The following is a 13,437-nucleotide window of genomic DNA, read 5'->3' on the forward strand; positions in this document are numbered from 1 at the left end:
GTGACAGCGGTCACTATGACTGCATGCATGAATTGTTTATGATGCATGAATCATTCATGGGTAAGCCGTCATGTTATCAAAAATCAACCGCTTTGGTGTGCGTCTTGTATACGTATTTGTAACGCTGTGTAGCCAGGTCTGGGCCGACGACTTTGAATTTAAACAGGTGGCGGACGGCATCTATGTGCACCATGGCAAGCATCTGGATATTGATGATGGCTATCAGGGCGACATCTGCAACCTCGGCGTCATTATTGGCCAAGAGGCCATTGCCGTGATTGACAGTGGCGGCAGCAAACATACCGGTGACCAGTTGCTCGCCGCCATTCGCCGCATCAGCCCCTTGCCCATCCGTTATGTCATCAATACCCATGTCCATCCAGACCACACCTATGGCAACGCCGCTTTTCAAAATGGCACTACCAACTTTGTCGGTCACGAAAAACTGGCCACCAACATGCTGCTGCGCAAGGAGCAATATGAAAAACTGAATGCGCGCCTACTGGGGGCTGACGGTGCGGCAAGCCCCACCATCCCCCCGGATACCCTTGTGCATGCTGAGCAGACGCTGGACCTGGGGCACCGCATCCTGCAACTACAAGCGCGCAAGGTGGCCCACACCCATACTGACCTCACTATTCTAGACACGCAAACCAACACCCTGTTTGCGGGCGACTTGCTGTTTGCGCAACGGACGCCAGTGGTAGAAGGCGACCTCAAAGGCTTGATCGCCGTGCTGGAGCAAATCAACCAGCAACCATACTCGCTCATCGTCCCCGGCCATGGGCTAGAGAGCAGCGACCAGAAAACCATCATTGGAAATGCGTTGCGCTACCTCAACCTGTTATTAAGTGATATCAGAAACAGCATCAAAAAAGGCATCAGCATGGAACAAACCATGGACACTGCAGCCGCCTCTGAGCATGACAACTGGGTATTGTTCGACATCGCAAACCGGCGCAATGTCAATGTGGTTTACCCGCAACTGGAATGGGAATAAGCCAGGCTACAAAAACCGCTTCGCCAGCCTCGCTTGTTGCTTCAAGCCAAGATTCACCAGCCTGGGCGCAACACCATTGAGCCAGGCAAAGAAGCTTTGCGGTTGACCGATAAACAGCTCTTGCTGGTCTTTGAGCAGCGCCTGGATAATTTTATCCGCAACAAATTGTGGTTCATCAATGGCTTGGCCGGACGCTTGCCACATGGCATTGGTGCGGTCGTCATTCATAGGCGTGGCGATAGCGCGGGGGGCGATATAGGTGACCCCGATGTTGCTATCAATGAGTTCGCGTCGCAAGGCTTGGCTAAAGCCATGGATGGCAAACTTGCTGGCGCAGTAGGTGGCAAAATGCGGAAACCCCAGCGAACCAAAAATAGAGCCGACAAATGCCAGATGCCCGCGGCCGCGCTGGCTAAAATAGCTGACAAATTCACGGCTTAATACCAAGGTCGCCGTGACATTGGTGTGAATCATGTTGTCAATGTTCACTTCGGCCTGCTTGGCAAACTCGGTGAACTCGATGATGCCAGCATTGTTCATCAGCAAATCGACATGCCCCATCTCGCGCAAAGATTGCGTGAGCACTTGACTGGCCATATTTGGCTGCGCCAGATCGGCAACCATAATGTGCGCCTTGCCGCCCTGGCTGGTGATTCTTTTTTGCAAGGCATGCAACTTGGCCGGATCTCGGCCAACGAGCCCGACGACAGCCCCTCTGGCACTCAACGCAAGCGCAAGCACCGAACCGAGGCCGCCGGTTGCACCCGTCAATACCACATGTAAATTACGCAACTCCATGACTGATGGCTCCTAAGCTGCCTGGTGCAGCGTGTAATTAATCGCCGCTTGTGCCGCGACATGTTTAAAGATCTCACCATACAAGCGGTAAAACCGTTTGGCCGCATGAATGATCGCTTGCTGGTCTTCTACGTTGGTCACTTGATTCATGAGACTTTCGTAGAAAGTGACATGGCTAATATCCAGCGACCCATGCGAAAACAGGTAGCTAAAGGCTTTTTTAGGCAACTGCAGGGCCTGCATGATTTTTTCGCCGGCCTGGGTGGCCACCGCTGTGCTCGTGCCTTCCAGCACTAACACCATGCCAAAAAAGCCCAGTGGATTCACGCGGTGTATCATGTCGTAGGCATAAGCCACCATCACCTCGGTTGCATGGCAAGCGGCATCTTGCTCGGTTGCACTGTGACGCACAGACTCCTTGTCGCCACCGCAGGCTTCAATATCATTCAGCACCCATTCCTGATGCCCCATTTCTTCCTCGATATATTCACCAATCGCGGTCCGCAACCATTCATACTCGCCGCTCAACCGGCCGCCGCAGGCCATCAGTAACGGCGTAGTGTGTTTAACGTGATGATAGGCTTGCGTCAGAAAAGCACGATAGGTTTCCAGGGTGATGTTGCCCTGTGCGCCTTGTTGGATCAAGGGCAAAGTCATTAAGGCGTTGCGTTCCTGCTCAGTGGCGCTCAATAATTGCTGATAAAAACTCATGCGGAAATTCCTTCATAAAGGGCGTTGATTTCTGCGGCATACGCGGCAGCAATCACATCGCGTTTTAAACGGCCATTGGCCGTCAGTTGTCCGTTTTGTGGGGTAAAGGGCTGCTTGGCATATATCACATCGCCCACTTGCGCATAATCAGGCAAGCCCTGATTCGCCCTTGCAATGCCTTGCGCCACTTGCGCCTGACTTGCCTGTGGTGCAAGCACCACCACCGCCACGTTATACGGCCTCGCTTCTCCAAACACACAAGCCTGTAACAATCCGGCCTGCTGAATCAATGTCGTTTCGACCCACTCTGGCGACACGTTGCGCCCGAATGAAGTAATAAACAGATTTTTTTTGCGGCCAGACAGCATCCAGTGACCTTCGGCATCCTGGTAGGCCAAATCGCCGGTCGGCAAGTAACCGTCCACATCAAGCGCTGGTTCAGTGATCGTCCCATCTGCCGCCATATACCCAGCGTAAATGGCTCCTTTGACCCACAACTCGCCGTGGCTATCCACGCGCAATTGCACGTGCGGCAAGGGCTGACCAATACTGCCGGGCTGATTGGCCAGTGGGGTATTCAGTGTGACCACCGAGGCACATTCGGACAAGCCATAGCCTTCGTATACCGGCAACCCCAGTGCATGTGCCTGTAACAGCAGCGCTGGCGCCACCTTGGCGCCCCCCACTGCGACAAAGCGCAACTGAGCCAGGGCCGACTGACCGGCTTGCAGGCAAGCCACCAGCGCACGCAACAACTCTGGAATCAAAATGGCCGTGGTGGCCTGGCTGGCTTGCAGGCCACGGTAGAGCTTGAAGATATCAAACTGGCTACCGCTAAAGCCAACGGCCTCGCAGCTGTAGACCACGACGGTGGTGCCAGAGATCAGGCTGGCATAAACGCCGGCGACATTTTCCAACAAGGTGGCCAGTGGCAACACGCAAAAATGGTAGTCATCGTGGCTTGGTTTGACCTGTGTGCGAATCGAACTGGCAACTTGCCACATGTGGTCTTCGCTCAGGCAAACGCCTTTGGGCGCACCGGTCGTGCCAGAGGTATAAGTAATTTTGGCCACAGGCGCCGCCCTGTCATGCGCCTGCACGCGAAGCACCGTGACCATTTTGTCGGCCACCTGCCATTCAGCAACTAGCGCAGCCTCGGGGAACAGGCCTAGCCAAACTGCGGACGTATCAGTCAACACCAGGCTGACGCCCGCATCCAGAATGGCATGCTGCTTTTGCGTCGCAGAGAAAAAGGCGGGCACCGGTACATTGATCCAGCCCGCCGCCAGTATCGCCAGATCCAGCACGATCCAGGCCGGGCTATTATCAAGCGCCAAGGCGACACTGGCTTGCGGTGTCAACGTCATCAACGCCGAAGACACGCGCGTGATTTCTTTGGCAAGGGCAGCATAGCTCAGTTGCGTCTGTGCGCCCTGTAAGGCAATCTGCTCGGGAACTTGAGCCGCCTGCGCTTGAATTTCGTTTAGTATCATGATCGGGGCTTATAAAGGATCAGCTACACCGCGAATCGCCACAATTTGCGGGATATGTTTGTAGTAGCTGCCCCATTTTGCACGCTCTTGTGCGTCCAGACGATCAGGATTCGCCGCCGCTAATGGATATAAGTCTCGCCCACCCTTGATCAGGCCATTTTGCAAACTGTGATGTGCGGTCGCAACGCCCCATGGTAAATTCATACTCAGGCTATGTTGAATCACATGCGCAATCAGCACGCCGGCATTACGCGGATTGGCCACCGCCAGGTTACCAAAATAGGTGATTTCCTCACGTGCAATGTCGCGGCCAAGCTGGCGCGACATCAACTGCTCAATCGGCTCATCAATATACTGCTCGAGAAACAGGCGACCATGGGCGGCATGATGTAACCCAAAGGCGGCCATCAGCACACCATTGGCATCCCGTAAGGCCACCAGTTGCGGCATAAACTGGCTAACTTCTGCACCATAAATCTGTTTAAACACCGCGGCAATAAAGGCTTCCACCTCCTGACGGCAAGGGGCTCCCTGCTCGACCAGGTGTCCGGTAATTTCATTGACCTGATAACGCTTGGACTGGGCAAAGTCTCTTAGCTCATAGGCAGAGGCCGCGTGATAAAATGCTGTGTTTGGTTCTGAATGTAACATGTCAACCGTCTCGCAAAGAATGCTCTTGGGCTTTCATCTGCAATCCTCATGCCAGATAAATTAATACTTATAAATCATCATCTTAAGAAAGCACCACCGAGTAGCCCCCTGCATATTTTGCAGGCTATTGAATGACGTGTATTCAGCTTCTGCACATTTTGCAGAAGCTGATCGTCTATCATTAGACGCAGCCATGTCAGGAGTATGGTGTTTTATCAATGCAAATCAGTCGTTTACCCCGTATTACCGACGCGTACGGGAAAGTGGCACACGGTTTGCATTTCATGTCCACGTTCTTGAAAACAAGAGACGCACGTCCATCCCATCGTGCGAAGATGGATAAAAACAGGCATAAACACTGAACAATGAATACTCAAACAATAACGCAACCCTGGTTACCTGAACCGACCTTGGCCATGCTGTGGAAAGCGTGGCTATTGTCTGCCATGGTGATTGTCTGGCTGGCCAATGGCACAAGCATAGATCTCTATCTGGCTGACCAGCACTTTGATTTTGCACAGCATGCCTTTAGCCAAAAGCATGCTTTTTTTTACGAAACCATCATGCATGAATATGCCAAGCATCTGCTGACCTTGCTATGGCTCACCCTGTTGTTGATCAGCAGTTTGCCCGAGCGCTGGGTCGGCAAGCAGCTGACGGCCTCCATGCGCTATAAATTACGCTGGATTCTTTTTTTAGCCTTGCTGAACGCCCTGCTGGTCTCTGGTCTCAAACAACAAATGCCGCATGCCTGCCCCTGGGATGTCTCGCGTTATGGCGGCGATCTACCTTGGGCGCCTACATTCAGTAGCCATACGGGGGTTGAAGAGGGACATTGTTTTCCAGCCGGACACACCACCAGCGGTGTCTGGCTGTCAGCGCTCTGTTTGTTGTGGTTGCCCCACGCCCCGCGCAAAGCCCTGGTGATCGCGCTGTCTGGCTTGGCCATCGGCTTAATACTGGGCTGGGCGCAACAAGTCAGAGGTGCTCATTTTTTATCGCATACCCTCACATCGCTTTGGCTGATGTATAGTTGGCTATTGCTGGTCCTTACTTATACCAAGAGTCGTATTGAATGAAACTATTTGCAAGCCTCAAGCGTGCGTTGCACGTGATGTTTACCCCCCAAATCGGCCTGATTTGGGCCGTCAGCCTGTGGTTGATGCTGACAAGCAACCATGCATTGTTTAGCCATATCCTGAATCTTTACCCCTGGAACGGACACAATGCGGGCTTTATTATCAGCTTGAGCCTGTTTTTCACGTTTAGCATTACTTGGTGGCTGATGCTGTTGAGCCATGGCAAATCCGCCCGCTGGGTGTTAGCGGTGATTGTCTTGTCTGCCGCCTGGGCCGCATTTTATATGGATGAATTCGGCGTGATTATTGACCATGTCATGCTGGACAACGCCGCCAAAACAGATGCACGTGAAGTCATGGGGCTGTTATCGTGGGGCTTTTTCATCAAAATGCTATTGCTGGGTGTGATACCGGCACTGGTATTGATCAAAGCCGTGCCTGACCGTTTTTTTGTGCGTGATGCGCTCAGCGTTCGCCTCAAACAGATCGGCCTGTTGATGTTGGGCATGGTACTGGTGGTCATCCCCTGTAGTGCAGATTACGCGACCTTTATCCGCGAACACAAACTGGTACGCATGTATGCAAACCCTACCTTCTTTCATTACTCGCTGGTGAAGTGGGCCTCTAAAAAAGTGTTTACCCGCAGTATTACCGGCTTGCAGAAAACCGCGGTAGATGCGGTCAATGTGGGGGAAGCGCATCACAATGAACTGATTATTATGGTGGTCGGTGAAACCGCCCGGTTTGATCGCTTTTCATTGAACGGCTACCATCGGCTGACAAACCCCAGACTGAGCAAGGAAACGGTACTGAGCTTTAAGCAGGTGACCTCTTGCGGGACGTCCACCGCGGTTTCCGTACCGTGTATGTTTTCTTTGCTGACGCGCAAGCAATATGACGAGGAAAAAGCCTTGCATATGGAAAATGCGCTGGACGTACTGCAAGCGCATGGCGTAAGCGTACTTTGGCGTGACAATAACTCGGATTCAAAAGGGGTGGCGTTGCGCGTACCTTATGAGGATTTCAAATCACCGATACACAATCCGGTCTGCAATGACAACGAGTGCCGTGACATCGGCATGCTGAGCGGCCTGGACAATTTTGTCGCAAAAAATAAAGACAAGGATATTCTGATCGTGCTGCATCAGATGGGCAATCACGGGCCGGAATATTACCGCCGCTATCCCGATGAATTCAAACGATTTACGCCTGTGTGTAAAACCGGCCGCCTGTCGGAATGTACACAAGAAGAAATTGACAACTCTTACGACAATGCCATTCTATACACCGATTATTTCTTATCTGAAGTAATTCAGTTTCTGAAAAAATACGACGACCAGCGTGAAACAGCGATGCTCTATGTCTCCGACCATGGCGAATCGCTGGGCGAACACGGGATTTACCTGCATGCGGCACCCTACATGATTGCGCCGCAGCAGCAAACACATGTGCCGGCCATTTTGTGGCTGGGGCAGCACTTTGACTATCAGCTGTCGCAAGTGACCCCTTATGAAAACTACCCGCTCAGCCACGACGATGTGTTCTGCACACTGCTCACCGCCTACGAGCTGAAATCAGAAGTCTGTCATGCCGAATTTAGCTGGTTGGCACAAAACCGTGAATTGATCGAGGAGCAAAGAAAGCACCTGATCCCACAACCGGGGCAAGCTGCCATCCCGGCAAACTAATTCGTATCACACCTCATCGTGGGCGCATCCGCGCTCACTTTGCCGGAGGACAGCCACAACACGGGTTTGACACGCTCATCCACATGGCAGGCATCAATGTAGCCGACGGCGCCATCGGTTTCAGCCACGTAACGAATCATCGCTTCTTCGGATTGCACCGTGTATGGCGGCTGCACCCCGTGGAAGTAGAGCCCGTTCCAGTAGTTGATTTGTGAGCGCGGCGTACTATGCAATACCCATTGTGAAAACTTGAGCCGCAGTGGGTGCTCACTGTGCAGATTGACAGGATGCAGCGCCTGCCCATGCTCGGCATACAGTTTCTTGCGCCAGAAAATCAGGCCCAGCTCATCGGCATGGATGCTGGGGGCCAGCCCCGCTTGTGCAGGCACAATCACGGCAATGGGACGGTTGTCGTCTGCCGCCTGTACGCTTGCCGCCATGAGCATCAGGATGCTCAGCAGACTGACGAGTCTACGCAGGCGATGATGTCTTTGCTGTAACAACATTAAAACATCACCGCAAAAGAGGTTACAAACCCGCGCGGCACATCGCTGTACTCCCCGCTGCCCCCAATAAACTCAAACTTGAGCAACTGGTTGGGTTTGACGCGCTTGGTCATGCCTAATACCCAGCGGTCTGCATTTTTGCTTTCCACTTCATGCAGCGTTTCCAGGCGGGTGATCCAGTACCACTCCTGACCTAGCGCATAGGCACTCTGCACGTAGCCGCCGCTGCCACCGTCATCGCCCGCCGTGGTTCTGCGCTCATACACTTCACCGCTAAACTCCCAGCGGTTGAGTTCAAGCAAAAAATCCAGGCCAAAGACATGATACGTGGGTGAGCCCGCATAGTTTTTCTGATAGCTCATCACATTGAGGCCCAAAGTATTTAAACCAGCATTGGCGCCGGTCAGGCCTAAAATATTGTTGAAGGCGACGCGGGCTCCCATGACGTCGCGAAAGATGATTTCGTCGCCATCCTGATGCTGATCCTTGAGGGCTTCTGCATATACCTGATACTCAAGATCTACTTGCTTGACCGGCAAACTGCCAAACAACATGGCACCGTTGATGCCATAAGGGAACATACGGCGCGTGACCAAGGGCCGGCTGGCGGTCCAAACCAACGGCGGCGCATGCAGTTGGTTCCAGCGTCCGGCAGGGGTTAGAAAACGTCCCAGCCTGACATTGGCTTTGTCATTCAGGTTGTAATCAAAATAAAAACGCTCGAGGTCAACGTAGCTTTTTTTGGTATTGACGCCCTGATGATGGTCGTAAGACAGTGGGTCTTCCAGCTCCAGCTCGCTAAAAAACTTGACGCGGCCCCCCTGGTCCCAAGTGGTGATCATACTGATCTGATTCAGCGTAAACTGGGTGGATTGCGTGCGAGGGACGCGAATGTCAGCACTGGTGTAGCCCCCCACATGAAACGCATTCCAGAATGCATCCAGGTCTTCGGCGGCCACCGGCTTGCATAGCATACTCAGGCTGATTACACTGAGCATGACTCGAATACTGAGCACAACCCGACTGAAGCTGTTTAACATATCTGACCCATGATGATCGTCCCGGCTAAAACCATTTGATGCGTATTTTCTCACATCTGCCGCGCTTGCAAACGCCACTCACCATCCGCAAAATGCTTTTAATTGTATTTTTGCTGGCGGGCCTGTTGCCGGCACTCATGGTTAGCCTGATCAGTTTTTACCAGGCAAGGCAGGCGCTACGCGTAGAAATCAAGCACGACCTGCAAACCACCGGTAAAGCAGTTGCCGAGCACGTCGACCGGGTGTTGAACGAACGTGTACAGAACGTCCGCAGCTGGAGCCAGCTTGGCATCATGCAAGACTTGCTCATAGAAGACATTGATAAACGCTTGTCGATGTTTTTGGCCGAGACGCGTAAAAGCTACGCCGAGCAATACCTCAGCCTGGATGTCATTAACCTCAAAGGGCATGTCGCGGCTTCCAGTGAGCCCGCACATATTGGCCAGCCCCTGGCAATTCCGCCTGAATGGATGCGGTTCCAGGATGATGACCAGGTAATCACGCTTTACCGGCTGGACCATCAGCAGCTCATGATTTCGGCCCCCATCCTGTCGCAGAATACCCTGCAACCGCTTGGCACCCTGGTCGTCACCTTTAACTGGCGCGTGATTGAAAATCTGCTCGACCATGCAGCCCAACACAGCACCGAGCTGGCCTTGTTTGATCAAAAATTAAACCTGTTGGCTCAATCCAGCCACTGGGCGGATCAACAGCATAGCCTGCATGCTCAGGCACCGCTGATCAGCCGCCTGCCGTTACAGGGCTGGCAGGTACATCTGAATAAAGATCACGATGAAGCCGTCGCGCCTGTGCATAGGCTGGGCATGATTTTTATTGTGGTGCTGGGGGTGACGCTGGTCTGCTCCATCCTGCTGGTGCGCCCGATCGCGCAAAACATCAGCCGACCACTGGAAGCTTTGACCCGTTATGTACAACGCTTTCGCCAACTCGACGCCATTGCCCCGGTCTCCAGCGGGCCGGTCGAGGTGCAGTCCTTGCACCAGGCGTTTACCGACATGGTGGCAGAGCTCGCCGCCTCGGAGCAGCAACTGACACGCGCGGCCAAGCTGGCGGTGGTCGGTGAAATGGCAGCGGCCATGAGCCATGAAGTCCGCACCCCCTTGGGTATCATGCGTTCGTCCGCAGATGTCTTGTTACGCGAACCGAATCTTTCAGAAGATGGCCGAGAAGTGCTGGGCTTCATTATTTCTGAAACCGAGCGCCTGAACAAACTGGTCAGCACGCTGATAGACTCTGCCCGTCCGCGTGCGCCCAGTAAAATCCCGCTCGACCTGCAAGCACATTTGCAGCATGTGATCGCCCTGCTGCAGGCGCAGGCACAATCCAAACAATTGACCTTGTCGCTCTCTGCCTCAGCGGCCGTGGTGGTGGAGGCGGACCAGGACCAGATGACGCAGGTCCTGCTCAACCTGCTGATGAACGCCATCCAGATTTTGCCCAAGGGGGGCCACATCGCCCTCAGCTTGTGGTCAGATGCGACACATGCCCATATTTCGGTGGCAGATGATGGGCCAGGGGTGCCCCCTGCACAACAAGCCCATCTGTTTGAAGCCTTTTTTACGCAACGCGCGGGCGGCGTCGGGCTGGGCCTGGCGGTGGTCAAACAAATCATGGAGACCCACGGTGGTACAATCCAATACTCAACCAGCCCCTGGCATGGGGCGCAGTTTAACCTGACCTTGCCACTCGCAAACCCTTGATTATGTCCAGTCCACAACACACCATTTTAGCCGTTGACGATGAACCCCATATGCGCAGGCTGCTCGAAATCAGCTTGCGGCAAGCCGGCTACAAAGCGCTTTCGGCAGGCAACGGCCGCGAAGCGCTCGAGCTTGTCCAGCAACAGCAGATTGACTTGGTCGTGAGCGACCTGCATATGCCGGGCATGAGCGGCTTGCAGTTGCTTGAGGCCTTGCGCAAGCAATTTGAGCGGCTGCCATTCATCATGGTCACCGCCCAGGGCGAAATCAAAACCGCCGTCGAAGCCATGAAGCTGGGCGCCAGTGATTATATTTTGCGTCCGTTTGAGCTCGAAACATTGGAAATCGCGATTCAGAAGGCATTGGCAATCAACCGGATTCAACTGGAAAACTCGTTTTTCAAGGAGAGCAGACAACCCACGGTCACCGGCCTCATCGGCGATAGCGTGCCCATGCAGTCGCTGAAACAAATGATCCAGCAAGTGGCGCCGGAAAGGGCCACCGTGTTTATTGTCGGTGAAACCGGTACCGGCAAAGAGCTGGTCGCTAAAGCCCTGCATGATGCTTCGCCCAGAAAAACCGAATTATTTGTTGCAGTGAACTGCGCAGCGATCCCGGCAGACATTCTTGAGTCAGAATTATTTGGTCATGAAAAAGGCGCATTTACCGGGGCGGTGAAAGAGCGTGTCGGCAAGTTTGAGCTGGCCAATGGCGGCACGCTGTTTCTCGATGAAATCACCGAAATGCCGATTCAACTGCAGTCGAAACTGCTGCGCGTATTGCAGGAGAATGTGGTGGAAAAACTGGGCGGCAACCGCCAAATCGCGCTTGATGTGCGTGTGGTGGCAGCGACCAACCGCGACCCCATGCAAGCCGTCAAAGAAGGCAAACTGCGCGAGGATTTGTATTACCGGCTCAACGTGATTCAACTGCAAGTGCCGCCATTGCGCGAGCGGGGGGAAGATGTCGGCTTGCTGGCAGCGTATTTTTTGGCTAAACGCCACGGCCAGCTCAGCGAAAGTGCGCGCCTGTGTTTGCATCAATATCGCTGGCCGGGCAATGTCCGTGAGCTGGAAAACATTCTGGAACGCGCCGCGATTCTGGCAGGCAGCCAGACCATCCAGCCCCAGCACTTACCGGCGGACATTGCGCAATCGCCCGGCCTTGGCCCGGCTTCGTCCACCGCCAATCTAGACACGTCCGCGACTCCGTTGGAAAACGACCTCTCGATTCCGCGTGCCACGGAAGCCATTGAACGCCGCTTAATTCTCAAGGCACTTGAAGCCTGCCAGGGCAACAAAACCAAAGCCGCCAAGCAGTTAGAGATTAGCGAGCGCTCACTGTGGAACAAACTGAACCAGTACGGCCTGCGTTAATCGGCCATCCTCAACCCTGAGCGGTCCACAAGTAGGCATCCATGGCCAGAATGCCATAGGTGGTTTCGGGCGTGTAGCGTTGCGCGGGTCCACACACCGTTCCAGGCGCCGTGCCCGACACACTGCCTGCGGCGACGAACAGCGGCATCAAATGATCTTCGGTGGGATGCGCTTGTCGTGCCCAGACACATTCATTGCGGTAATTGCACAGCGAGTCCCATTGCTGTTGCGCAATGCGTGCCGCCATCCAGTCGGCAAATGCATGCACATAAGCCAGCGGCGGTGCATTGCGCTCTGCGCTAAAAAAATCCGATAAATTATGCGTGATGGCGCCTGAGGCGAGGATCAGGATATTTTGCGCATGCAGTGCTTGCAGGGCCTGACCCAGCGCAAACTGGGCAGCAGGCGAGCTGCGGCTCTGGATTGAAAGCTGCGTCACCGGAATATCGGCTTGCGGATACATGAGCATCAAAGGTACCCAGGCGCCGTGATCCAGCCCGCGGTCAGGATGCGCTTGTACAGGTAAATCGTGCGCCTGCAGCAAAGCGAGCACTTGCTCCGCCAACCAAGGCGCGCCTGGTGCCGGATAGGTTTGCATGTACATGGCCGGGGGAAAGCCCGCAAAGTCATGCATGGTCTCTGGCTGGCTAGCCAGGCTCACCGTTGGCACACGCGTATCCCAATGCGCAGACACCACCAGGATCGCCTCAGGCCGGGGCAAACTGGCAGCAAGCGCGGCCAGCATTTGCCCGGTCGGGCCCGGCGCTAACGCCAGTGATGGCGCGCCATGCGAAACAAACAAAGTGCTCATATCAGCCTTGACCGCAACCTAGCGGCGACGATTATCAACACTCAACGCCCCTGGCCCGAACGCAACAACCATCAACAAGCCACCGACGATGGTCAGGTTTTTCAAAAACATGATCTGCTGGATTTGGTCTGCCATATTGTTGTGAAACATGAACGCGGTTGCCACGGTAAATACGGCAATCCCCGCTGCGGCCAGACGGGTTTGATAGCCAACCAGCAAGGCGATGCCCAGTACCAGTTCGACAAACAAGGCAATCGCATAAGCCACTTCAGGCATAGGCGCGCCGACACTTTGAATATAGCCGATGGTTCCAGCGGGATTAGCAGCTTTGCTCAAGCCACTGATGATAAAAATATGTGACAACAAAATACGGCCGGTCACACTGGCGGCGGATTGCAAAACATTCATGGATAGGCTCCTAAAAGCGTGTGCAGGGGAATCTGCCAGCACGCATCTGATTAAAAAAGTCGGGTTCATCCGGCTCACTGACAAAACGCATTGTATGCCCGCGCCATAGAAATGATAATTACCCTATAATGCGTAAAACTGTCTCATTAAAGTTG

General features: G+C 53.9%; 13 protein-coding genes. 5 read left to right on the forward strand and 8 right to left on the reverse strand.

All coding sequences use genetic code 11. From position 1 onward, the window contains the following. The first annotated feature begins 70 nt into the window (after nucleotides 1–70). A complete protein-coding gene (locus tag ACT53C_RS06655) occupies nucleotides 71–1,000 on the forward strand; it encodes a quinoprotein relay system zinc metallohydrolase 2 (protein ID WP_476145334.1) in 930 nt (309 codons plus the stop codon). A 6-nt stretch (nucleotides 1,001–1,006) separates the two neighbouring features. Here ACT53C_RS06655 and ACT53C_RS06660 read toward each other — a convergent pair whose 3' ends face one another. Genes ACT53C_RS06660 through ACT53C_RS06675 form a run of 4 tightly spaced genes read right to left on the reverse strand, consistent with a single transcriptional unit; the run spans nucleotide 1,007 to nucleotide 4,653 of the window. Then, nucleotides 1,007–1,798, reverse strand: a complete 792-nt coding sequence (locus ACT53C_RS06660; protein ID WP_476145335.1) for an SDR family oxidoreductase — start codon at nucleotides 1,796–1,798, stop codon at nucleotides 1,007–1,009. Nucleotides 1,799–1,810: 12 nt separating this feature from the next. Continuing rightward, complete coding sequence (locus ACT53C_RS06665) at nucleotides 1,811–2,509, reverse strand: TenA family transcriptional regulator (RefSeq protein ID WP_476145336.1); 699 nt, start codon at nucleotides 2,507–2,509, stop codon at nucleotides 1,811–1,813. Further along, the gene (locus ACT53C_RS06670; protein ID WP_476145337.1) at nucleotides 2,506–4,002 is read right to left on the reverse strand and encodes an AMP-binding protein; all 1,497 of its coding nucleotides are present in this window, start codon (nucleotides 4,000–4,002) and stop codon (nucleotides 2,506–2,508) included. The genes ACT53C_RS06665 and ACT53C_RS06670 overlap by 4 nt, the downstream gene beginning before the upstream one ends. Nucleotides 4,003–4,011: 9 nt before the next feature. Then, nucleotides 4,012–4,653 carry a thermostable hemolysin gene (locus ACT53C_RS06675; RefSeq protein WP_476145338.1) on the reverse strand — a complete coding sequence of 214 codons (642 nt, stop codon included), beginning with the start codon at nucleotides 4,651–4,653 and terminating at the stop codon, nucleotides 4,012–4,014. Between the two features lie 365 nt (nucleotides 4,654–5,018). Here ACT53C_RS06675 and ACT53C_RS06680 point away from each other — a divergent pair, with 365 nt between their 5' ends. Continuing rightward, nucleotides 5,019–5,732 (forward strand): phosphatase PAP2 family protein, encoded by a 714-nt coding sequence (locus tag ACT53C_RS06680; RefSeq protein WP_476145339.1) that lies wholly within the window; start codon nucleotides 5,019–5,021, stop codon nucleotides 5,730–5,732. Next, entirely contained in the window at nucleotides 5,729–7,420 is a 1,692-nt protein-coding gene (locus ACT53C_RS06685; protein WP_476145340.1) for a phosphoethanolamine transferase, read from the forward strand. The genes ACT53C_RS06680 and ACT53C_RS06685 overlap by 4 nt, the downstream gene beginning before the upstream one ends. Here ACT53C_RS06685 and ACT53C_RS06690 read toward each other — a convergent pair. Together ACT53C_RS06690 and ACT53C_RS06695 are read right to left on the reverse strand one after the other, a co-directional pair. Then, nucleotides 7,417–7,926: a hypothetical protein gene (locus tag ACT53C_RS06690; protein WP_476145341.1), complete on the reverse strand. Its 510-nt coding sequence runs from the start codon at nucleotides 7,924–7,926 to the stop codon at nucleotides 7,417–7,419. The genes ACT53C_RS06685 and ACT53C_RS06690 overlap by 4 nt on opposite strands. Then, on the reverse strand, nucleotides 7,926–8,966 hold the full coding sequence (locus ACT53C_RS06695) for a hypothetical protein (RefSeq protein ID WP_194749744.1): 1,041 nt from the start codon (nucleotides 8,964–8,966) through the stop codon (nucleotides 7,926–7,928). The genes ACT53C_RS06690 and ACT53C_RS06695 overlap by 1 nt, the downstream gene beginning before the upstream one ends. 38 nt (nucleotides 8,967–9,004) lie before the next feature. Here ACT53C_RS06695 and ACT53C_RS06700 point away from each other — a divergent pair, with 38 nt between their 5' ends. Both ACT53C_RS06700 and ACT53C_RS06705 read left to right on the forward strand, forming a co-directional pair. Further along, nucleotides 9,005–10,687 carry a sensor histidine kinase gene (locus ACT53C_RS06700; protein WP_476145342.1) on the forward strand — a complete coding sequence of 561 codons (1,683 nt, stop codon included), beginning with the start codon at nucleotides 9,005–9,007 and terminating at the stop codon, nucleotides 10,685–10,687. A 2-nt stretch (nucleotides 10,688–10,689) separates the two neighbouring features. After that, the gene (locus tag ACT53C_RS06705; protein WP_476145343.1) at nucleotides 10,690–12,063 is read left to right on the forward strand and encodes a sigma-54-dependent transcriptional regulator; all 1,374 of its coding nucleotides are present in this window, start codon (nucleotides 10,690–10,692) and stop codon (nucleotides 12,061–12,063) included. Between the two features lie 10 nt (nucleotides 12,064–12,073). On the opposite strand, the gene ACT53C_RS06710 is transcribed toward ACT53C_RS06705, so the two are convergent. Together ACT53C_RS06710 and ACT53C_RS06715 are read right to left on the reverse strand one after the other, a co-directional pair. Further along, nucleotides 12,074–12,874, reverse strand: coding sequence for a dioxygenase family protein (locus ACT53C_RS06710; protein WP_476145344.1), 801 nt, complete (start codon nucleotides 12,872–12,874; stop codon nucleotides 12,074–12,076). An 18-nt stretch (nucleotides 12,875–12,892) separates the two neighbouring features. After that, nucleotides 12,893–13,282 carry a DoxX family protein gene (locus ACT53C_RS06715; protein WP_275356429.1) on the reverse strand — a complete coding sequence of 130 codons (390 nt, stop codon included), beginning with the start codon at nucleotides 13,280–13,282 and terminating at the stop codon, nucleotides 12,893–12,895. Between the last annotated feature and the right edge of the window lie 155 nt (nucleotides 13,283–13,437).

It is taken from the genome of Methylophilus sp. DMC14 (assembly GCF_056314085.1).